The organism is Piscibacillus sp. B03 (assembly GCF_052246295.1).
Lineage (GTDB): Bacteria > Bacillota > Bacilli > Bacillales > Alkalibacillaceae > Piscibacillus.
On sequence record NZ_JBQQCO010000004.1, the window covers coordinates 75,419 to 96,069 of the forward strand.

Sequence of the window (20,651 nt, forward strand, 5' to 3'; positions counted from 1 at the left end):
ATACCTCTCCTTTACATTTGAACTGACTTCATTTGTTGGTAAATTTCTTTTTTAAATTGTAAAAATTCCTCCGTCAACAATAGCTCTTCTTGCCTTGGACGTTCAAACGGAACTTTATATTCTTCTAAGACGGTAGCTGGTCTCGGAGACAGAATTATGATTCGGTCTGATAAAAAGATCGCCTCCTCGATATTATGCGTAACAAATAAAATTGACCGCGTGTTCTCCTCCCACATTGATAGTAACCATTTTTGCATATCTGTTCTAGTAAACTCATCCAATGCTGAGAACGGTTCATCAAGCAAGATTAAGGATTGCGGACTAATCACACTTCTTATGAAAGACGCACGTTGCTTCATGCCACCTGACAGTTCATGCGGGTAAGCACCTTCGTAATCTTTAAGCCCTGCTCTTTCAATCATGTTCTTCGCCAAGTTTATATCTTTTTTACCTGATAACTCTTGTCCTAATAATACGTTATCCAAGATCGTCCTCCACGGGAGCAATGAAGATGTCTGAGGTGTATAGCTAATAGATCCACGTTTACCTTTAATAGATTTACCATTTAATAAAATATCTCCGAAGTTTGGATTGATGAGGCCTCCTATAATCCCAAATAACGTGCTTTTCCCACTACCTGAAGGTCCTAAAACCGAAACAAATTCTCCCTCAGATACAGATAAACTTATACCATCTAATACATGGATGTCTCCAAAGGACTGACTAACGTTTTGTATTTCAAGATGCTTCATTCGCCCCACCCTCTCCAGTTGAACGCCATTTGATGACTCGATTCTCAATCCAATTTATTAATATAAAAAATATTAAACTGAGTGCGACTATAATCATTATTGCAACAAACACTCGATCCGTACGGTAAGATGAAGAAGCCAGTGTCATGTAGTAGCCGATCCCCCGACTTGCACCTAACCATTCGGAAATGACGGCCCCCATGACACTGTACGTTGCAGAAATTTTCAGCCCTGAAAATAACGACGGCAACGCATGAGGCCATTCCAATTTCCAAAATAATTGTTTGCGAGTCGCCCCCGCCATTTGCATATAATGCATGAGGTCCCGGTCAGTTTGTCTAAATCCATCAAGTAGTGAAATCGCAATTGGGAAAAAGCAAACTAGTGTAATAACAATAATTTTTGGTAGCATGCCAAAGCCGAACCAGACAACTAATAAAGGTGCTAAGACAATCACTGGAATATTTTGAGATAAAATAATAAGTGGGTATGTTGACTGTCTTAAGAATGGTACGATGTGTAAGGCGATTGCCACTAAAATACCGATACCACTTCCAATCGCAAAGCCAACAATAATCAACTGAACAGTAGCCCACACATGGTGTGAATATTGAGACCACTCCATTACACCAACTTCTAAAATTTGAGTCGGAGCCGGAAGTAACCAAGTCGGAAGCTCAAATAATTGAACACATATTTCCCAAATGACAAATAGAAGGATGATGACCAATAAAGGCCGCCATCCTTGTTTTATTAATGAAATCATGATTGATACTTCTCCGTTAATTGGCCCATGGTAATACCTTCAGGGTGGTAAGCAATTTTCACCTGAGAAATCACACTAGAGCTTCCCATTTCAATCATTCTTTCATTCATTTGTTGAACGATCGACATTAATTCGGAAAATTCACCCTCCATAGTTGTTTCTAAGGCGCTAACCTGATACTTTACTCCAGACTCATCGATTACCTTTATGGCTTCATCGACATAAGGGATTACATCTTCTCCATTTCGAGTCTTGGGAATGATTTGAATGCTCACCAATGCATTTGCCACTTAAGATTCCTCCTCAGGTAAAAACTCATTTGTAAAGGCTGCTTCAGCATCTAATGGCTCTTCCAGTAACTCGTGATCTAACATCCACTCAGCATAGTTCTCCCAAACCTCAAGCTCTTGAACGCCCCACTGCTCTGCATCATCTTGATACTTTGGAGATAACCATTCTTGGCTTGCCTTGACTAATTCAGGATCTAAATCTGGAACTGCTTCTATTAAAATGTCAGCTGATTCTTCTGGATTATCAATCGCAAACTGATAACCTTTCGCCGCTGCATTCATAAACTTCTGAACTGTTTCTGGGTTGTTTTCAATCATTTCCTCGCCTGTAGCAATCACAGGTGTATAGTAATCTAGCTTTTCACTATAATCAGTTAAATAAACCATATTGATCGATTGTCCTCGTAATTCTGCTTCAATACCTGTCCATCCATAATAAATCCAGGTAAAATCAACATCTCTTTCAACAGCTGTAAAGAAATCCGCATCACCTATATTAACAATCTCAACCTCATTAACATCCGCATCCTCTTGTTGCATAAGCGATGAAAGAACAGCCTCTTCTAAAGGTGCTCCCCAACCACCATATTTCTTACCTTCAAAATCTTTTGGTGAGGTGATCCCTTTTTCTTCAGGGGATGCGAAGCCCGAAGTATTATGTTGAATGACTGCTGCAATTGATACGATTGGTACATCTTGAATTCGAGCTTCTGTGATTCCTTCTTGATAGCTGATGCCAAAGTCTGCTTTACCTGAAGCAATTAGCTGATCTGCACTTGCTTCACCCGGCATGATAATCTCAACATCAAGGCCTTCTTCTTCAAAAAATCCCTGATCCTGTGCGACATAAATTCCTGTGTGGTTTGTATTAGGTGTCCAGTCTAAAACAAAAGTAATGTCTTCTAAGTCTTGGCTTTCACTGTCATTCCCACCGCAAGCTGTTAACATTAATAACAAGATTGTAGCTGCAGTTAATATTTTTTTCATGTAATTGTCCCCCTTATGTATTTCATAACTAGATTAGTTGGAGGGATTTAAGTTATATAATGTCATAAAAAATACCCTAGGTTAACCTAGGGTACACGTGTATTTGTATTATATTCATGTGTTCCCTACGCTGGTGTCAACCAGGTCAGGTTCGAAGGGTCAGTATCTTACGGATACAATCTCAACCAGCAACACCGGTCCCCCTACAACTTAATCTAGTTATGCATTTGTCATATTTAGTATGACAAAACTAAAATACTATTGCAACTCATTTTGGTTAGCTGACAACGCACGATCTGCTTGAATATAGCCTGCTCCATACGTATTTCTATCCCCAAAGCCTTTGGCAGTATCCATGAGTAAGTTTTTAACCTCATCAGGTGTTAACGAAGGGTTATGTTCTAACATAAGAGCCACTACCCCTGCACAAATTGGCGTTGCCATGGAGGTACCTGACATTGTGAAGTAATGCTCGCCAACTCTAGCATTTTTCTGTAGTTTATCGATATAAGAATTTGGAGATCTTAATGAAATAATATCAACGCCCGGTGCAACTACATCTGGCTTCATTTCATTAAAAATCGTTGGTCCTCTACTAGAGAATTCAGCAATACGATCATCTTGAAGATCTACTGTTCCACGGTCATCCATTGCTCCGACCGTTATAACTTTATTGCTTATACCAGGACTTGCAATGGATTGATGATCAGGACCTTCGTTACCAGCAGCTATACAAACAACAATTCCTGCATCCCAAGCAGCCTCAACAATTTGAACCATTGGGTCATCATCTTCGGTTGGATATGAACGACTTGCTGGACTACCAAGTGACATTGAAATAACATCAATCCCTACTGAATCCTTATTCTGAATGCACCATTGAACACCTTCCATGACAGTAGTTAAAGAACCAGACCCCATTTTATCTAGCACTTTCACCCCAATAATATTAGCTTTTGGGGCAGGTGCTTGGTACATACCCTCAGACATCACTCCGTTACCTGCCACATCACCTGCACAGTGGGTTCCGTGTCCGTTATCATCGTACGGTTCTTCTCTTCCCTTTACAAGGTCTACGAATTTTATTATTCTTCCTTCTAAGTCTTGATGGGGGGAAACACCCGTATCAACTACTGCGACATTAACCCCTTCCCCAGTCACATCAGAATCATTTCTAACTAAATCTTTTGCCCCTACTGTGGGTGTTGCAATATCTAATAAAGCTTTAATTTCACGATTGGCGTACACCTTCTTTACAGTGTGACAATGGTTTAGTAAATCAACTAAGGCCGCAGGGGTTAACTTTGCGGTACAACACCCAATTTCTAAGAATTTCTTTTCTATTTTACAACCGAAATGTTGATCTGTAATCTTGTAAATGTTATTCATTTCAGCCTCAAGGTCACAATCCTCATCACGGTTGATTTGGATAATAACGTTATATCGCTTCGTATATTTGAAACATTTCTCTAAATACTTGTGAAGAAAGCAAGGTGTGTACTTGAACGGTCGATACATATGAATAAGTTCGTCTCTTAGTACTCGGTCTAATCTATGAGAATGTTGTCTAACCGTTTGAATCATAGCAAATTGAAACATACTCTCACCTCTTTTAATAGATTCGTTATTAATCTATTAAAAAAATGAGAGATTGTACCGGTAGTTGTACCAGTATAAGCAAAATAAAAAAGCACATTCAATAAAATAGAATGTGCTTTCTAATATTCCTTGTTTACAATGGCCTGCTGTACGTCATAATCTTTAATATGTAGTTCCATCTGTTCTCCTACCGCAAGCCTCGCAAGTTCTGCTCCTAAGTAGGGACCACTAGTTAGCCCAGATGCTCCTAATCCATTAGCTACGAGCAATCCTTTAAATTGCTCAACTGGACCAATGACTGGAAGGAAACCAGGTGTATATGGTCTAAAGCCTACTCTAGTTTCAACGACAGAACTATCATCCAAACCTGGTGCTACCTCCAGAGCTTTCCCAAGCATCTCATGAATCGCTCCAGTGGTATTTCGGTAGTCAAATTCCACCTCGTCAGTACGTGTTGCGCCAACGATTATGCGATTTTCGAATGAGAGCAAGTATGAATTGTTAGGCGGCATCACAACTGGCCAATCACCCGTATTCATATTTGGGTATTCTAAGTGGATAATTTGAGCTCGTTGATGCGTGACTTGAAAAGTTAATCCCAATGGCTCCAACAACTGTTTAGACCAAGCACCACTCGTGTCAATGACTTGATCTGCCACTAGTTTTTCACCATTCACCTCAACACCCATGACCCTGTTTGATTTTGTTAAAATATGCGCCGAGCCTTGAATGAGTTTAGCACCATTCTTTTCAGCAGCCCTTAACAATGAATCACGTATTGCTCGTCCATCTACTCGAGCTCCGCCACTGACATACACCGCGCCGTATTCATCAGATAATAATGGAAAATATGACCTAACTTCTTCTGGTGACAACAACTTAATGTCCCCAATCTCAGGGGCATCTTCTCTTCTTGTCTTAGCTCGCTCGATCATTTTTTCAAGTTTCGTTTGATCTGTATGTAAACTAATCGTCCCGACTCTCTTATATCCAACATCGGTTTCACCATCCTTACTTAACGCGTCAACTAACTCTGGATAGTACCTTGCTCCACCTTTAACCATTCGGTACCATGCTTTATTTCGTCTTTGAGAAAGCCACGGGCATACAATCCCAGCTGCGGCATCAGTGGCTTGGCCTATGTCTTTACGATCAACTATGGTGACGTTAACACCTTTTTTTGCAAGATGATAGGCTGTTGATGACCCTAAAATGCCACCACCTATTACGATTATTGACATATATTTCACTCCATCTATTTCCGAATCTTACCGTCATTATAGTATACGAAGCTTTAGTATCAAACTTTTTTCGATTATAATAATATTTACAGAACATTCCTATGGAGGTAACGTGATGCAACAACTTCAGTTTGAAGAAAAATGGGACAAAACATTATCTAACCAAGATCGCCGAAAGATTGAAGAAGTGTTTGATGAAACTAAGGACCAAAATGACAGCGAACTGGACCCTGTCACCTTATGGCATGCGAACAACCATAAGGACGAGTTACTCGTCACAGCACTCTTACACAATCGTAATGATGAAGCCTTTAAATTAAGCGATATCCACTTAGTTTATAAAACATTGGATGAACCGATTGCTGAAAAAGACTTTGACATTCCCAGGCTTGAGATTCCACCTAAAACTAGCATGCCATGGACGTTCATTTTTCCAAATATAAAAGTTGATGACCCGACATTAGGAGTCCTATCAATTACTTAAGCCAGCCTTTTTCCTTAATTTTAGAAACTGCTTCAACACGGTTCGAGACCTCAAGTTTGTCAAAAATAACAGAGATATAGTTTCGAACCGTACCATAGGTTAAATATAAGTTCTGAGCAATTTCTTTTGTACTTAATCCTTCTGCGATTAGTTTGATGACTTCTGTTTCACGATCTGTTAATGGATTGGGCTCTTCAAAAGCAAGATCAATTAACTCAGGTGCGTATACTTTACGTCCTTTCATAATGGAACGAATCGAACTTGCCAACTCTTCACTAGGGCTGTCTTTCAATAAGTAACCACTCACTTGAGCTTTCCTTGCTCTTTCGAAGTATCCTGATCTTGCAAATGTTGTTAAAATAATTTTTTTACAAGGATGATCCATTAATTCTTCTGCCGCGTCTAAACCTGTTTTAATCGGCATTTCAATATCCATTATGCAAATATCAGGGCTTAACTCACGGACTAATTTAACCACTTCTTCCCCGTTTGACGCTTGTCCAACGACTTCCATATCATCTTCAAGATCTAACAGTGAGCCTAGAGCACCAAGTAACATTTGCTGGTCTTCTGCAATGACGATTCTGATCATGTCGCATCCTCCCTTTTTGCCTGTTGAATTACATTTGGAACATATATTTCTAGCCTAGTTCCTTTATGAGATTTGAGCTTAAACTGACCATTAACAAATTCTAACCGTTCAGATATTCCTCTTAACCCATGACCTTTTGATTGACGCGTTTGGTCGATTCCTTTGCCATTATCCTCTACGGTTAATGTCACTTCATTAGAGGTTTCATTTATTTTTATTAAACAATGACTGGCTTCACTATGTTTCACGACGTTTGTTACAGCTTCTTTTAAACACATACTTAAAACGTCTTCTACTAAGGCTGGTGAATGCTTTAAGTGATGTTCCCCTTCGATTTCTACTTCTATGTCAGCTGCTTCTAATAATTGTTTAACGTGCTCTAACTCTTCAATAAGCTTAGCACCACGCATATCTGACAGCATATCTCGCACTTCTTTTAATGCGGTTCTGGCTGTTTTATTGATATCGGCAATCTCACTTTTTGCTTTTAATGTATCTTTGTCCATTAAACGTTTTGCAAGATCACTCTTCAAACCAATTAGTGAAAGTTTCTGTCCTAAGGTATCATGCAAATCTCGAGCAATACGCTGTCTTTCCTCATAGATTAAAAGCTGTGAGATTTTTTTATTCGCATCAACTAATTGTGCCTCAAGCTTTTGACGTTTCAATCTGTTGTATGTATTAATCGGCAACAATATAACGCCTAATACCGCAACAACGATAAACGGCAGCTGATATTCGAATAATTCTTCCTGATAAACCAAACTAAAGCCAGCAGCCACAATCGTTGTAACGATGTGAACGACATATAGCGTTATAAAACCACCTTTATGTCTAACGTTTCCTATGAAAAATGCTAAAAACAATGCAAAATACACGTATCCATACACTAACGACATCCCGATACTAATTAACATCATAATCGAGACACAAACGTATAAAAACCAACCGTTAGAGAGAAATGACAGTCGATATGCAACGAAGAAAATAATAATTAAAAACGTTCCTAATATCACTTCTAACCATGACGTTGAACGAAATATGAAATAAAAGGGCATTAAGCTAAAGATGATCCAAACATAGATGCTTAGACTTAAGTTTTTCGGAAAGATGTTATACCAATTTTGCATATCGTAAATATCCTCTCTTATTAATTACACTCATTATACCAAAGAAGAAGCCTCCAATTAAAAATTGAAGGCTTCACTTTGTGGTTTTATATGCTTTCTTTATGCTTTAAATTTATGCTTTGACTCGATTGATTGAGTAATGGCTTAATCTCTTTAAAGCTTCTGAACAGTTTATGTTCTTCATCAAACAATCTAAACCTTATCGACTTCAAGCTTGATTTTACCGTAATAGTTGTTGCTTGTTGTAACGGTGGCGTTGACTCATGCGCATCCTCTAAATGGTAGTTCGGAACCTTTGGACTTAAGTGGTGCACATGGTGATAACCAATATTACCTGTAATCCATTGTAAAACTTTTGGAAGTTTATAATATGAACTACCGTCGATCGCTGCTTTAACATAATCCCATTCTTCTTCATCTTCAAAATACGAATCTTCAAATTGGTGCTGCACATAAAATAACCAAATTCCAAGACTTCCTGAGACGAACATAATTGGTAAATGGACCATTAAGAAGTTTTGCCAACCAACTAATAAAATAAGTACCGTCACCAAAAATACAATGGATACATTAGTTAAGTATGTGTTACGAATCTCATTCTTCTTTGCTTCTTTACGATTCATACGGTTTGTGACAAGGAATAAATATAATGGTCCTAGCACAAACATAACAAATGGATTTCGATATAATCGATACTGCAAGCGTTCTAGTTTCGATGCATTGATGTATTCGTTAACTGTCATGATCCAAACATCACCTGTACCACGCTTATCTAAGTTACTACTCGTCGCATGGTGGATTGCATGTTCACGTCTCCATTTCTCATAAGGAAACATTGTAATAATGCCTGTAATCGTCCCAACGATATGGTTTGCTTTACGATTTTTGAAAAAAGATCCATGACCACAATCGTGAAAAATAATAAACGTTCTTACAACAAAACCTGCTGCGACGATCGAGCACGCTAATGATAACCAAAATGATACTGAAAGTGAAGCATAAGCTAAATACCATAAAATAAACACTGGTGGAATCGTATTAATCATTTGCCATACACTGGCTTTTGCATCTGATTGTTCAAACTGTTTCATACTTTTTTTAAGTTGAGCTAATTTTGAATGACTCATAAATAGCCTCCTTGAAACTACTTTTATTACCTAGTACTAATATTAAGGAATACTGAGCACTGAGAGTAGTCATGAACGTCAGTAAATATCCCTTACATTTGTCATATTGACGTCATTGTTGGTAATTTTATTGTTTCAATGGAGCTCTCGTATATGAGTGAATCTGATCAAGTTGTGGCAAACATCATATGAAGATATGACATTTGTCATATTGTCTGTTAATCATTAGAAATTGAGGGGATTTTAGGTTTAATATCTTATACGAACTTAGTTTTTTGGGACATTGTTCAGCGTTTTTAGGACACGTAATTTGTCGAATTCGTGCATGTTACTTGATTTTTAAGACATTGCACCCTCTTTTATGAGCCATTGAGAGACATTAGGGCCTTTTAATGAGCCATTGTTGCGTAGTAAAAAAGCTTTTACGCTAAACGCGCAAAAGCTTTTCATTTAATATAAGTTCGGTGCGACTCGTTTATTCGAAGCTTGCTCATAGCTATAAGCAATCTCGATTAAAGTGGGTTCTGAAAATGCTGTGCCAGTAAAAGTGATTCCGACTGGCTCATTTTTTTCTGTTAAACCGGCTGGTACTGTAATCGAAGGATAGCCTGCCTTCGCAGGGATACCAGCGCCAATATTATTAGGAAATACAATCGCATCTAGCTTATACTCATTCAACGTGGCATCGATTCCTTCTTCTTTAGACAAGCGTTGATCTTCCAGTAGTTCTTTTAAGTAAGCTGGTTCCGTTAACAAACCAGACGTTTTTTGCGCTTCTAAGAACCACTTCTGGCCATACTTCAATGCTTCTTCCTCATGTTGCTTATGGAATTCAATCACATCATCAATAGAACGGACTGGCACATCTTCTGAAACTGTTTTTAGATAAGCATTCAAGCTGTTCTTAAATTCATGTATCATAACACCCAATCCCCAGTTATGTTTCGTTGTCGGGATCGTCACGTCAAATACCTCAGCACCTTGAGCTTCTAGTACATTAATTGCTTCATTCATCAATTGACGTTTTTCTTCATCAATGGCATCAAAATAAGTCTCGCGAGCAATGCCAATTCGCTTACCTTTAAGTCCGTCCACCTTTAAATGTTGGCTCAATTTTCGCCTTAAAAATTCTCGCGCCTTACCAGTCGAAGTATCTTCCAAATCTTCACCTATAATTGCTCGAAAAACATGAACCGCATCTGCCACGCTTTTTGCTAATGGTCCTGCAGTATCCTGTGTATGTGAAATAGGAATGACCCCACTACGGCTCACTGTTCCGACAGTTGGTTTAATACCGACTAACGCGTGTTGACTTGCAGGGCTCAAGATTGAACCTGATGTTTCCGTTCCAATCGATACCGTCGCAAAATTAGCAGCGACTGCTGCCCCTGGTCCAGAACTTGACCCACCAGTGTCTAATTTCCCGGGACCATATGGATTTAACACTTGTCCAGCTCTTGAGCTGTATCCATTAGGCATCCCTTCAGTCATAAAATTCGCCCACTCGGTTAAGTTAGCTTTACCTAATATCACGGCACCTGCTTCACGTAATTTTTTCGCAACAAATGAATCATTTTTAGCGACATGGTCTTTTAAAGCCAAAGATCCAGCCGTCGTATGCATTTTGTCGCCTGTATCGATGTTGTCTTTTAATACGACTGGAATTCCATGTAGTGGCCCACGAGCCCCTGTCTCTTTACGTTCTTCATCTAGTGCCTCTGCTATAAATAAAGCGTCTGGATTAATTTCTGCTATTGAATTAATCCTAGGCCCATCCTGATCATAACGAGCAATTCGTTCAAAATAAGCTAAAACCAATTCTCGTGAGGTTAACTCACCATTTGATAACATTTTTTGCAGCTGATCAATTGAATCATTCAAAAATTCGTTCCCCATTTGTCTCCCCCGATTTATTTGAATATTTTTATTTATTTTGACATAATTAATTTCACTGCACAACGATAAAACATTAAAGGAGCAATAAAAATGATCCATAAACTAGAACTAAAAACTGAACATCTACACCGTTCATTCGACCATTCATACAAACCTATTTTGACTATTAACTCAGGTGATACCGTGCAATTAACGACTCCTGATATTCAATGGGGATACTCTCAATCGAAAGACGAACCTAAAATCACTTTCGATTCTCGAGAACAAGAGGACGTAAAAGGACACCCGATTATTGGACCCGTTGAAATTAAAGGTGCCAAACGTGGGATGGTTCTTGAAATTCGAACGAATGACCTTATTCCGGGGTGGTACGGAACAAACTGGGCTGGAGGCGTAAAAGCCTGGCAAAACGATCAACTCGGTATTACAAATGAAGAAAAAATACAACTCGACTGGAAATTAAATGCAAAAACCATGACAGGGACTACCCAAATTGGTGGTCGCGAATTACACATCGGGCTCAACCCGTTTATGGGATTAATGGGTGTCGCACCTGCCGAACCAGGCTTACATATGACACCTCCTCCTCGCCGTGTTGGAGGTAATATTGATTGCAAAGAACTTGTAAGAGGGAGTAGTCTCTTTCTACCAATTGAAGTGGATGGCGCTCTTTTTTCTGTAGGGGATGGTCACGCTGCTCAAGGTGATGGTGAAGTATCCGGAACGGCTATTGAAGCCCCAATGGACTTAGTCGACCTTACGCTTACAGTGCATGAGAACATGAGCTTAAATATGCCTCGCGCCTGGACGCCATCAGGTTGGATAACATTCGGATTTGATGAAGACTTAAATAAAGCAACCGCTACCGCTTTAGATGAAATGGTTCAGCTCATGCAAAACTTATATAATGTTAAGAAAACTGAAGCGACAGCATTTGCCAGTACTGTTGTGGACTTGAGAATCACACAAGTTGTAAACGGCGTAAAAGGTGCACACGCTGTATTACCACATGGGGCGATTAGATAAAAAATAAAACCTCCAACCTAAGTCGAATTAGGATGGAGGTTAGTTTTTTATCGATCTGTTGCTGGAATATCGTCATACTCATCTGGGTCAATTTCGTAAACGGACCCATCAGCGACACCTTCGACAATACCGTATAAACCTGTTTCTACTGCTTTAACTAGCTGTCCTTTTTTCTTCTGACCGAAAGATTGTGTTTGTCCTGTTACTTCGAATAGGACTGAGCCACTTCCGTTTAATGCAAATGATCCTAGTGCTGTGCCTGGTAAATCTAGATCTTGAGGGTATAACGAGATATTGTTAAAAATAGAATTACCTACACCTTGTAGAGCATCATATGCGGCAACATTTAATTGTTTAGCAAAATCTCCATCGTAAACATCCGTATATTCACTATATTTAGCTCCTTCCTCTGAGCTAGGGTCTGGCACAAATTGACCTGATAGAGATAACGTCACTTCATCTTCCGTGCCTTCAACCAAATACTGACCTTGGTGATGAAGGTCAACGAATACGTCAACTTTGCCAAAATCCTCTTGCGCTTCTTTATAAACATCTCTTACTGTTTGCGCTTCAGGTGTGATAAACCAGCCCGGGCTAGCAGAATCACCTGGGAAGTCACTTGCTTGAGGAACATAGTCTAAATCAGGGTTAAAGTCACGGTTCACATCAAATCCTGGGTTTGATGCATAATCCCAATACCTATTTTGATAAGTATAGTAGTTCCAAGAAGGAGATGCTTCTTCTAACTGTGGAAAGTCTTCTACAACTTCATCCCAAGATAAAATGTTCCCTCTTCGGTTAGCATCAGAGGCATCTGGATTCATCATAGGCATAGCGATGACCGTAAGCTCCTCGCGTAACTGCTGATATTTTGGTGAATTATTCGTTGCTAATTGTTTAAGCATATTCACTAAAGCAACGGTGCCTGTTTTTTCATTTCCATGAATCTCACTTTGAATTAAGACAACTTTATCACCATGTCCAACAGTTGCTTTATAAATTTCAAGTCCTTGATTGGAGTGACCAGCCACTTCAAGCTCCAAATTACCTTGACTCGTCTTTTCAATTTGTTGAAGCTTTTGGGATAATTCATCATGATCTGTGAACCCAGATACAGAATAAACTTGTTGGTCTGGGGTTCCTGGTGACATCGAGGCAGATGCTGCAGTTGGAACTATTAAACTCGTTCCCACCAATACTGAACTACAAAGTAATGCAACACTTTTACGTTTTTTCGACAAACTCATACAATCCCTCCTAAATTTTTTGTGCTAACTAAATTTCTGAGGGTTAACAATTAAAACCTTCAATATTTTGAATATTGAAACAATAGTCTGAGACAAATGAGTCCTAGGTTATATTTTTAAAAATGGTCAACTAAACCATTCGACTTATGATATAGTATTAAAAAGTCATTAGGGGGAATTGTAGTGAACTTGAATCTATTTACTGAACGACTTCAACTAAGACCTTTCACATTAGAAGACACACCACGCGTTTATGAGCTTGCGAAAGACCCTGCTATCGCTGAAACGACACTTAATATACCTAACCCTTATACATTAGAAATTGCCGAAGATTGGATTAAGAAACATGATGAATTAAGGGAAAGTGGTATTTACCCATTTGCTCTGGTCCTCAAAGAAGAGCATGAAGTCATCGGCGCCATGTCCATCCGTGTTGACCAACGGCATAAACGCGGTGAACTAGCCTACTGGATCGGTAAAAACTATTGGGGCAAAGGCTACGCAACGGAAGCTGCTCAAAGGATTGCAGAATTCGGGGTAACTGATCATTTATTACATAAAATTTGGGCTCAAGCACTTACGTTTAACCCCGCTTCGGCTAGAGTCATGCAAAAAATCGGCATGACGAAGGAAGGAACATTGGTTGATCACTTTTACAAAGATGGAAAGTTTTTAAGTGTGGATGTTTATGGAAGGTGTTATTGATTTTTGGCCAAAAATAAAAACCCTTAATGATAAGGGTTTAAAATGGAGCATATCGGGCTCGAACCGATGACCTTCTCACTGCCAGCGAGACGCTCTCCCAGCTGAGCTAATGCCCCTTAACAAGATTTATTATATCAAAATCTTGTTAGGTAGAAAATAGAATTTTAATCTTCTATAAATCGAGCAACTTGACCTCCGCATTCTTTACAACTGCCTTTTAAAACGATACCAAACTTCTCATCTAATACGCTATAATCAACGATCGTTGTTTCGCCACAAGATCGGCAAAACACATTACTTATTAATTTCTTTTGTAGATCTTTAGGAAGACTTCTCCACTTCTTTTCTGCGTTAAAATCTGATACTGACAATATATAGCCCCCAATCTAGTTAAAGTGTAACATACAAATCGACATGATATGATAAGATTATACTTTTTCTGACAAAAATCTATTATTTTCCTGAGGTGATAACATGTTCGACCAACATACTGTAGAGCTAATAAGAACTCGTGCTCGAGACACTGAACAAAAAGGAGAACTACCACAAGAAGTGCTAGAAATTATATATGACAAGCAGCTTTTTAAGTTGTATGTTCCTGATGAGTTAAACGGGCGGATGACGTCGTTCACAGAAGCTATTAAGGTGTTCGAAGAGGCTGCATGGATTGATGGGAGTTTTGGTTGGTTAGTTCAAATTGGATCTGGTGCCGGTTTCTTTGTCACAACGATGGAACCAGATTGGGCTCGTGAGGTGTTTAGTAAACGTGAAGTCTATATCGCAGGAAGCGATCGTGCATCTGGGGAGGCCGTGCCCGTTGATGGAGGCTTTTTGGTGACAGGGAAATGGAAGTTTTGTAGTGGTTCAAAGCATGCAACAGCTTTCACCGCCAATGCTCACATTAAAGGTGCTAACGTGACACGCGCTTTTACCTTTTTACCAGAACAAGTGGAAGTGATTGAAGACTGGGATGCGTTCGGACTAAAAGGTACGAATAGTCATACGTTCAAGGTAGACGATGTTTTTGTCCCTAACAATCGGACGTTTGATGTGTTAAAACCTCACTTTCATTATGACGACCATGTTTATCATTATCCCTTCCTGCCATTTGCGGCTGCGAATATTGCCGCTACCACAATTGGCATTGCGAGGCACTTTTTTGATGAAGCAAAATCACAAATAAAAAGTAAAAAAGAATTATGGAATCAGTATGAGCCAGGTCGCTTTGATAATGTGATGAACAAAATCTTAGAAATGGAGAAGCCTTTTATTGAAGCTGTTGAAAAATTCTATTCCTCAATAGAACACTCTTGGGATCAACATGTGAATGGTGAATTGGTTTCCGATCTGGATTTGATTGATATCGAGGATGCTTGTAAAACTGTCGCAGAACATGCTGTTCATGGTGCACAGGTTATTTATCGTTATCTTGGCATGGGGGCGATTATGGAGAGCTCGGACATTAACCGAATTTACCGTGACTTGCATACAGCGTCACAGCACAAATTATTGATTTAATAGAAAAGCATCAAATCGCACTTCACGATTTGATGCTTCTTTTTAAAATCCCTTTTTTTGGTGCGCAAAAGGGATTTTAGTTTAGTTCACATCACGGGTTATGAACTTTTTGAACGGGTTCCCGGACTTTATGAACGGGTTTTCAAACTTTATGAACGGGTTTCCATACTTTTTGAACGGGTTTTCAAACTTTATGAACGTATCTTCACAACTTATAAACGGGTTTTAGCAAATTATGAACGTAACTCATCAATCAGACTTTATCCTTCTCAAACAACACAATCAGCCCCGGAAGTAAAATACCTCTTATGATGAAGGTGTCGATCAAAATTCCCACCGCGACGATAAAACCAAAGACGAATAGCAACTGAATGGGTTGCGTCATTAAAACTGCGAAGGTGGCTGCTAATATTAACCCTGCTGACGAAATCACGCCGCCCGTATTGGCAACGGCTAATTCGATTGCCTTTTTCACTGAGTGTTTCTCACGTTCCTCTTGGAATCGGGAAACGAGCATGATGTTGTAATCTATGCCTAGTGCAACTAAGAACACGAAGGCGTACAACGGAACTCGGTTACTAATCGTATCAATATCAAAGAATAATTCTGTCAAGAACATACCAAGTCCAAGTGCTGCTAAGAACGAGACTAAGATCGTGCCCATCATATAAATTGGCATTTTGAATGAACGGGTCAAGACCACTAACATACCAAAAATTAGAACCGTCTCTAGAATTACAATCACAATGACATCTCGGTTATTCACTTGGCGATCGTCTACAACTCTAGCGGTCTCACCTGAAAAATATACGTCTCCTTCCACACCAACAGCAGATAAAATGTCGTCAGATTCATTTATTGTTTGTTCCAACGCATCAATAGACTCTGTCTCGTATGGATTTTCAGAATAAGTTAAAGTAAAGCTGATGACTTCTCCATCTTCTGCCATTCCATCAACTCTAACGTTGTTCACTAACGGTTGAGTGCTTAATTCATCAACAAACGATTGCTGTTGCTCTTCGGTAATCGCTTCGTTACCTTCAATTAAAACCGTTGTTGGAGCTAATTGTCCTGGGTCAAAATTGTTCTCTAGCACTTCATATCCTTCACGCGATGGCATATCTTCTGGGAACGAATTTAACGTGTTAAATTCGTACTGTAAATTAAACATATTTAGCGCTGAAATCACTAAGAAAATCCCTACTGCTAAGACTGAAATGACTGGTCGTTTAACAACCCCACGTCCGATTTTACTCCATATTGAGTTACTTTTTAGTTTCTCATCCCCAACTTGAGGAATTTTTGGCCAGAATGAACGGCGACCAAATAATGTAAACAATGCTGGTACTAGTGTGATTGATGCTATCATAATAATTGCCAATGCCGTTGCAAAGGTTGGAGCAAAGTTACGATAGTCACCTGATTCTGCAAAAAACAACACAAGCATGGCTGCTAATACAGTTCCACCAGAGAAAAACACTGGTATCCCTGTGTGTCTCATCGCCAAACGCATCGCATCAAATTTATTTTCATGCTCTTTCAGTTCTTCACGATACCTTGAAAACACAAATAATGAGTAATCAATAACTGCCGCAAATAATAAGATTGACATAATTGATGTGGTTTGTGACGTTAAGGCGAGTCCATTTGCCCCCATAATACCAAGCGTCTGCATGATTGCTTCATACACAAAGGCAGCTGCAAGTAATGGGATTAACGCTAATAATGGTGAACGATAAATTACCACAAGTAATATTAGAATAATTCCAACCGTTGAAAAAATTAATACTAAGTCAGCTCTAGAGAACAAATCGACTGAGTCAACGGAGATCCCAGCAGGGCCTGTTATGTAAAGTGTCAAATCGGTTTCGTTGTTTACAATTTCGTATACTTGTTCATTTGCAACTTTGAGGTCATCTGCCTCTAGAGTAGATTCATATGTCATAGGAATAAATGCAGTTGATTGATCGTCTGATAAAAATTGTCCTGTTGCTTGAGGTGGCATTTGATCAAATGGAACAATATCTTTAAAGCCTTCAATTTCTTGGCTTCTAATTTGATCTACTACATTTGATAACTCTTCTTGATCCAATTCGCCATTTCCTTCAAACACTAATAGAGCCAAGATGCCATCATCATCTGAGAAATATTCATCTACTTTCTTTTCAGCAATGACAGACTGTTGATCTTCAGGTAGAGCTTGAATGCTTGGCACTTCATAATCTTTTGGGTTCGGTGCAAACACAGCTAATAACATTGTTGCAACAACCCATATAGCAAGCGTGATCCATACGCCTTTTTTAGTTACGACTCGATCTGTAATATACTGCAAGAAATTTTTCACTTACTAGTCTCCCTCCTTAGAAAAGCGCAAAAGCCCGTTTAACCACGCAGTGACTGGACCGACTAAACTGAGATAAAGGAAACACGGCGAGCATTGCGAGTCGATGTTGACTTATCGCAGGTTTAGACGGGAAGTCACCCAGTGGTTGGGCGCATTGTGCTAGACAATGCTTCGTACCGTAGTCTTTCAAAACTCAAATTAAAAATTTAATACCTTCTTACCACAAGTAAAATGACACTAATGTCACTTTATAAAAAAATAAAATGACACAACTGTCACTTTCATTATCTATTATGAAAAACAGCGTGTCAATTTAAGTCTTTGAACATTCCGTGGCGAATAATCTCCTTAATCGATTCAACCCATTGATTATGGGGTACACCGAAGTGATTGGGAATTGCAATTGATTGAAAGACAAACCCTAAAACAAGAGAATCTGGTAGTTCTTCTTTTACCTTACCCTGTTTCTTCCCCAACTTAACCATGTCTTGCAAATTTTGATACATTTCAATGTGAAGTGCTTCTAACTTCTCATGATTCTGTTTTGCTTGTTCACTATTTTGAACAGGAATGTGTTGACCCATCTCTATTAATTGTTGTAGTTCATGGTTACGAAACATAAGGTCCAATACGAAATCTAGCTGATCTTCAAATTTTTGATACTGTTCAATCTTCGTTAAGTCCTCTAAATACCTATTCATTTCATACAACATATATTCCGTTACAAGGTCTTCTTTGTTTTCAAAATACTTATAAATTGTACCTCTTGAAACGTGTAAATGCTCAGCTAATAAACTGAAGGAAAAACCTTTATAGCCGTGGTCTAACAGGAGACGTCTGGTCATTTGGAATAGTTCTTCTGTTGTAAATTTCTTTTGGCGTGCCATCTCATCACCTCACGACTATTATACCATTTTTGCGTTAAACCAATTGTCCACTTGTTTGGTAAAGTTCGGGTCCCTCCAAGCAACAATCGCATCCATTTCGCCTAACTTTATTATAAATTCTTGAAAAAAAGCATCACCTATAAAGTAGGCTAAACGTGTGTGGCCATACGTTTGCCCACCGTTAATTGAAAACCACTCTTTAAAAAGGTCTCTAGTTGATACGTTCTTGTAATCTTCATAAAAGCTTTGAATAATCTCGCTTTTGTTTTCATTGAAAAATAATAGGCGTTTCTCACCATTATCATTATAAGAAAAGTATGTAGTCGGCTTTAATCCAGGAACAATTTGTCTCGACAGATGGGTCGCAACCCCTTCTGCAAAAATCCAATTTAACGGACTTTCCCATTGGACATTTTTCCAATCGATTCCTTTCTGATCAGAAATAATTTGATGAGCAGCATGACCAAACTCATGAGCCACGATGACTTTTAGATGATTTTCAACAGGTGATAATCTTTCTAAAGAAAAGCTCACATCCGGAATATACTGTCTATGTGTGTAAGCATTCGAACCATAACATCCAACGAACAAGTTCACGTTCACAGGAAAATCAACACTGTACAGCTCCTGGTAACGTGAATTCACCTCAGAAATGATTGGTTTAATTCGTTGATGGACTATTTTAATGGAGCTTAACGATTGTGGGTATTTTTTAATCGATTGTTCGTGTCTTTCCGTTGTGTTTTTAGCGTGATATGTAAAATAGTAATCAAAAATCTCAGGGTATTCTTGGTGATATTTTTCCATAAAACTTAAAGTCGGTTCATAGTTTTCAAGGAAAAAGTTAACCGTATCAATAACTTTCATCGCCTTCCCCTCCTTTGTTTAACATACCCCTATCTCACAAAACTTTCAAATAATTTTAACGAATTTATTTTTGACAAACGGAAATTTTTCTTGTAAATTATCAATGTACGAACAATTTATTTAATTTTGCTTTAAATATTCGTTTTTAGGAGAGATATCCATGGAAAATGTTTTCGATTATGAAGATGTACAACTAATTCCCGCAAAATGCATTGTTGAAAGTCGTTCGCAATGTGATGCATCAGTGGAGTTTGGCGGACATCATTTTAAATTACCGGTTGTACCAGCAAATATGCAGACGATTATTGATGAGAACATCGCAACTTACTTAGCTGAAAATGGCTATTTCTATATTATGCACCGCTTCGAACCAGAGAAGCGCATACAATTTATCCAAGACATGCAAGAACGTATGTTAATTGCCTCAATTAGTGTTGGCGTAAAACCAGAAGAATTCGAATTCGTTAACCAGTTAAAAGAAAAAGGTTTAACACCTGACTTCATTACGATTGATATCGCTCATGGCCATTCTGATTCTGTTATTAATATGATCAAACATATTAAACAACAGTTACCAGGAAGCTTCGTGATTGCTGGTAATGTTGGAACACCAGAAGCTGTTCGTGAACTAGAGAATGCTGGGGCTGACGCAACAAAAGTTGGGATTGGTCCAGGGAAAGTTTGTATCACCAAACTAAAAACAGGTTTTGGTACAGGTGGCTGGCAGTTAGCTGCAATCCGACTATGTGCAAAAGCTGCCTCTAAACCAATCATTGCAGACGGCGGCATTCGTACGCATGGTGATATCGCAAAATCCATTCGTTTCGGAGCATCAATGGTTATGATTGGGTCATTATTTGCAGGCCACGAGGAATCACCTGGAGAAACGGTTGAAATTGACGGTAAGCTTTATAAAGAATATTTCGGGTCAGCTTCAGAATTTCAAAAAGGTGAGAAGAAAAACGTTGAAGGTAAAAAAGAATGGGTTAAACACCGTGGACACTTGCAGGATACGTTAACGGAAATGGAACAAGATTTACAATCAGCCATTTCTTACGCTGGTGGCACACAACTAAACGCTATCCGCCATGTCGATTACGTCATAGTTAAGAATTCAATCTTTAACGGAGATAAGGTTTACTAATATAAAACCAAGCCTTATATAGAAGGTAATAGTTTGTAAAAAACGAATT

20 protein-coding genes, 1 tRNA gene and 1 riboswitch are annotated in these 20,651 nt (G+C 38.8%); of the genes, 5 read left to right on the forward strand and 16 right to left on the reverse strand.

The annotated features are described in order from the left end of the window. Positions 1 to 11: 11 nt before the first annotated feature. The 6 genes from ACTWQB_RS04355 to ACTWQB_RS04380 all read right to left on the reverse strand — a co-directional run bounded on the left by ACTWQB_RS04355 (position 12) and on the right by ACTWQB_RS04380 (position 5,635). Positions 12 to 752 carry an ABC transporter ATP-binding protein gene (locus ACTWQB_RS04355; protein ID WP_443137958.1) on the reverse strand — a complete coding sequence of 247 codons (741 nt, stop codon included), beginning with the start codon at positions 750 to 752 and terminating at the stop codon, positions 12 to 14. Continuing rightward, entirely contained in the window at positions 739 to 1,518 is a 780-nt protein-coding gene (locus tag ACTWQB_RS04360) for an ABC transporter permease (RefSeq protein ID WP_443137959.1), read from the reverse strand. The genes ACTWQB_RS04355 and ACTWQB_RS04360 overlap by 14 nt, the downstream gene beginning before the upstream one ends. Further along, entirely contained in the window at positions 1,515 to 1,808 is a 294-nt protein-coding gene (locus ACTWQB_RS04365) for an MTH1187 family thiamine-binding protein (protein WP_443137960.1), read from the reverse strand. Before ACTWQB_RS04365 ends, ACTWQB_RS04360 begins: the two co-directional genes overlap by 4 nt. After that, positions 1,809 to 2,795, reverse strand: a complete 987-nt coding sequence (locus tag ACTWQB_RS04370; RefSeq protein ID WP_443137961.1) for an ABC transporter substrate-binding protein — start codon at positions 2,793 to 2,795, stop codon at positions 1,809 to 1,811. A gap of 105 nt (positions 2,796 to 2,900) precedes the next feature. After that, a riboswitch (TPP riboswitch) is annotated at positions 2,901 to 3,010 on the reverse strand. A 43-nt stretch (positions 3,011 to 3,053) separates the two neighbouring features. Next, complete coding sequence (locus tag ACTWQB_RS04375) at positions 3,054 to 4,394, reverse strand: S8 family peptidase (protein WP_443137962.1); 1,341 nt, start codon at positions 4,392 to 4,394, stop codon at positions 3,054 to 3,056. Positions 4,395 to 4,513: 119 nt separating this feature from the next. Next, on the reverse strand, positions 4,514 to 5,635 hold the full coding sequence (locus ACTWQB_RS04380) for an NAD(P)/FAD-dependent oxidoreductase (protein WP_443137963.1): 1,122 nt from the start codon (positions 5,633 to 5,635) through the stop codon (positions 4,514 to 4,516). A gap of 115 nt (positions 5,636 to 5,750) precedes the next feature. On the opposite strand from ACTWQB_RS04380, the gene ACTWQB_RS04385 reads away from it, so the two are divergent. After that, positions 5,751 to 6,119, forward strand: a complete 369-nt coding sequence (locus ACTWQB_RS04385) for an SLAP domain-containing protein (RefSeq protein WP_443137964.1) — start codon at positions 5,751 to 5,753, stop codon at positions 6,117 to 6,119. On the opposite strand, the gene ACTWQB_RS04390 is transcribed toward ACTWQB_RS04385, so the two are convergent. From ACTWQB_RS04390 to ACTWQB_RS04405, 4 genes are all read right to left on the reverse strand, one after another. After that, positions 6,112 to 6,711 (reverse strand): response regulator, encoded by a 600-nt coding sequence (locus ACTWQB_RS04390; RefSeq protein WP_443137965.1) that lies wholly within the window; start codon positions 6,709 to 6,711, stop codon positions 6,112 to 6,114. The genes ACTWQB_RS04385 and ACTWQB_RS04390 overlap by 8 nt on opposite strands. After that, the gene (locus tag ACTWQB_RS04395; RefSeq protein ID WP_443137966.1) at positions 6,708 to 7,841 is read right to left on the reverse strand and encodes a sensor histidine kinase; all 1,134 of its coding nucleotides are present in this window, start codon (positions 7,839 to 7,841) and stop codon (positions 6,708 to 6,710) included. The genes ACTWQB_RS04390 and ACTWQB_RS04395 overlap by 4 nt, the downstream gene beginning before the upstream one ends. Positions 7,842 to 7,927: 86 nt before the next feature. Further along, positions 7,928 to 8,968: a fatty acid desaturase gene (locus tag ACTWQB_RS04400; RefSeq protein ID WP_443137967.1), complete on the reverse strand. Its 1,041-nt coding sequence runs from the start codon at positions 8,966 to 8,968 to the stop codon at positions 7,928 to 7,930. 450 nt (positions 8,969 to 9,418) lie between these two features. Continuing rightward, positions 9,419 to 10,864 carry an amidase family protein gene (locus ACTWQB_RS04405; protein WP_443137968.1) on the reverse strand — a complete coding sequence of 482 codons (1,446 nt, stop codon included), beginning with the start codon at positions 10,862 to 10,864 and terminating at the stop codon, positions 9,419 to 9,421. Between the two features lie 90 nt (positions 10,865 to 10,954). Between ACTWQB_RS04405 and ACTWQB_RS04410 the strand changes: the two genes are divergently transcribed. Further along, the gene (locus ACTWQB_RS04410) at positions 10,955 to 11,890 is read left to right on the forward strand and encodes an acetamidase/formamidase family protein (RefSeq protein WP_443137969.1); all 936 of its coding nucleotides are present in this window, start codon (positions 10,955 to 10,957) and stop codon (positions 11,888 to 11,890) included. Positions 11,891 to 11,937: 47 nt separating this feature from the next. Here the strand turns inward: ACTWQB_RS04410 and ACTWQB_RS04415 are convergent, their stop codons facing one another. Continuing rightward, complete coding sequence (locus ACTWQB_RS04415; RefSeq protein WP_443137970.1) at positions 11,938 to 13,137, reverse strand: M14 family zinc carboxypeptidase; 1,200 nt, start codon at positions 13,135 to 13,137, stop codon at positions 11,938 to 11,940. A 183-nt stretch (positions 13,138 to 13,320) separates the two neighbouring features. On the opposite strand from ACTWQB_RS04415, the gene ACTWQB_RS04420 reads away from it, so the two are divergent. Further along, the gene (locus ACTWQB_RS04420) at positions 13,321 to 13,842 is read left to right on the forward strand and encodes a GNAT family N-acetyltransferase (RefSeq protein ID WP_443137971.1); all 522 of its coding nucleotides are present in this window, start codon (positions 13,321 to 13,323) and stop codon (positions 13,840 to 13,842) included. A gap of 43 nt (positions 13,843 to 13,885) precedes the next feature. Here ACTWQB_RS04420 and ACTWQB_RS04425 read toward each other — a convergent pair. Further along, positions 13,886 to 13,958, reverse strand: a tRNA-Ala gene (locus tag ACTWQB_RS04425). Positions 13,959 to 14,006: 48 nt separating this feature from the next. Further along, positions 14,007 to 14,213 (reverse strand): hypothetical protein, encoded by a 207-nt coding sequence (locus tag ACTWQB_RS04430; RefSeq protein ID WP_443137972.1) that lies wholly within the window; start codon positions 14,211 to 14,213, stop codon positions 14,007 to 14,009. Positions 14,214 to 14,316: 103 nt separating this feature from the next. On the opposite strand from ACTWQB_RS04430, the gene ACTWQB_RS04435 reads away from it, so the two are divergent. Then, positions 14,317 to 15,360: an acyl-CoA dehydrogenase family protein gene (locus ACTWQB_RS04435; protein WP_443137973.1), complete on the forward strand. Its 1,044-nt coding sequence runs from the start codon at positions 14,317 to 14,319 to the stop codon at positions 15,358 to 15,360. 253 nt (positions 15,361 to 15,613) lie between these two features. On the opposite strand, the gene ACTWQB_RS04440 is transcribed toward ACTWQB_RS04435, so the two are convergent. From ACTWQB_RS04440 to ACTWQB_RS04450, 3 genes are all read right to left on the reverse strand, one after another. After that, a complete protein-coding gene (locus ACTWQB_RS04440) occupies positions 15,614 to 17,704 on the reverse strand; it encodes an MMPL family transporter (RefSeq protein ID WP_443137974.1) in 2,091 nt (696 codons plus the stop codon). 308 nt (positions 17,705 to 18,012) lie between these two features. Further along, positions 18,013 to 18,591: a TetR/AcrR family transcriptional regulator gene (locus ACTWQB_RS04445; RefSeq protein WP_443137975.1), complete on the reverse strand. Its 579-nt coding sequence runs from the start codon at positions 18,589 to 18,591 to the stop codon at positions 18,013 to 18,015. An 18-nt stretch (positions 18,592 to 18,609) separates the two neighbouring features. Continuing rightward, positions 18,610 to 19,458, reverse strand: a complete 849-nt coding sequence (locus ACTWQB_RS04450; RefSeq protein WP_443137976.1) for a hypothetical protein — start codon at positions 19,456 to 19,458, stop codon at positions 18,610 to 18,612. Between the two features lie 160 nt (positions 19,459 to 19,618). Here ACTWQB_RS04450 and guaC point away from each other — a divergent pair, with 160 nt between their 5' ends. Continuing rightward, on the forward strand, positions 19,619 to 20,602 hold the full coding sequence (guaC, locus tag ACTWQB_RS04455) for a GMP reductase (RefSeq protein WP_443137977.1): 984 nt from the start codon (positions 19,619 to 19,621) through the stop codon (positions 20,600 to 20,602). Positions 20,603 to 20,651: the final 49 nt, after the last annotated feature.

Bases quoted from the DNA above. Each gene is read 5' to 3' on its own strand.
- ACTWQB_RS04355 (WP_443137958.1), bottom strand. From the start codon at position 752: ATGAAGCATCTTGAAATACAAAACGTTAGTCAGTCCTTTGGAGACATC.
- ACTWQB_RS04360 (WP_443137959.1), bottom strand. From the start codon at position 1,518: ATGATTTCATTAATAAAACAAGGATGGCGGCCTTTATTGGTCATCATC.
- ACTWQB_RS04370 (WP_443137961.1), bottom strand. From the start codon at position 2,795: ATGAAAAAAATATTAACTGCAGCTACAATCTTGTTATTAATGTTAACA.
- ACTWQB_RS04375 (WP_443137962.1), bottom strand. From the start codon at position 4,394: ATGTTTCAATTTGCTATGATTCAAACGGTTAGACAACATTCTCATAGA.
- ACTWQB_RS04380 (WP_443137963.1), bottom strand. From the start codon at position 5,635: ATGTCAATAATCGTAATAGGTGGTGGCATTTTAGGGTCATCAACAGCC.
- ACTWQB_RS04385 (WP_443137964.1), top strand. From the start codon at position 5,751: ATGCAACAACTTCAGTTTGAAGAAAAATGGGACAAAACATTATCTAAC.
- ACTWQB_RS04390 (WP_443137965.1), bottom strand. From the start codon at position 6,711: ATGATCAGAATCGTCATTGCAGAAGACCAGCAAATGTTACTTGGTGCT.
- ACTWQB_RS04395 (WP_443137966.1), bottom strand. From the start codon at position 7,841: ATGCAAAATTGGTATAACATCTTTCCGAAAAACTTAAGTCTAAGCATC.
- ACTWQB_RS04400 (WP_443137967.1), bottom strand. From the start codon at position 8,968: ATGAGTCATTCAAAATTAGCTCAACTTAAAAAAAGTATGAAACAGTTT.
- ACTWQB_RS04405 (WP_443137968.1), bottom strand. From the start codon at position 10,864: ATGGGGAACGAATTTTTGAATGATTCAATTGATCAGCTGCAAAAAATG.
- ACTWQB_RS04410 (WP_443137969.1), top strand. From the start codon at position 10,955: ATGATCCATAAACTAGAACTAAAAACTGAACATCTACACCGTTCATTC.
- ACTWQB_RS04415 (WP_443137970.1), bottom strand. From the start codon at position 13,137: ATGAGTTTGTCGAAAAAACGTAAAAGTGTTGCATTACTTTGTAGTTCA.
- ACTWQB_RS04435 (WP_443137973.1), top strand. From the start codon at position 14,317: ATGTTCGACCAACATACTGTAGAGCTAATAAGAACTCGTGCTCGAGAC.
- ACTWQB_RS04445 (WP_443137975.1), bottom strand. From the start codon at position 18,591: ATGGCACGCCAAAAGAAATTTACAACAGAAGAACTATTCCAAATGACC.
- ACTWQB_RS04450 (WP_443137976.1), bottom strand. From the start codon at position 19,458: ATGAAAGTTATTGATACGGTTAACTTTTTCCTTGAAAACTATGAACCG.
- guaC (WP_443137977.1), top strand. From the start codon at position 19,619: ATGGAAAATGTTTTCGATTATGAAGATGTACAACTAATTCCCGCAAAA.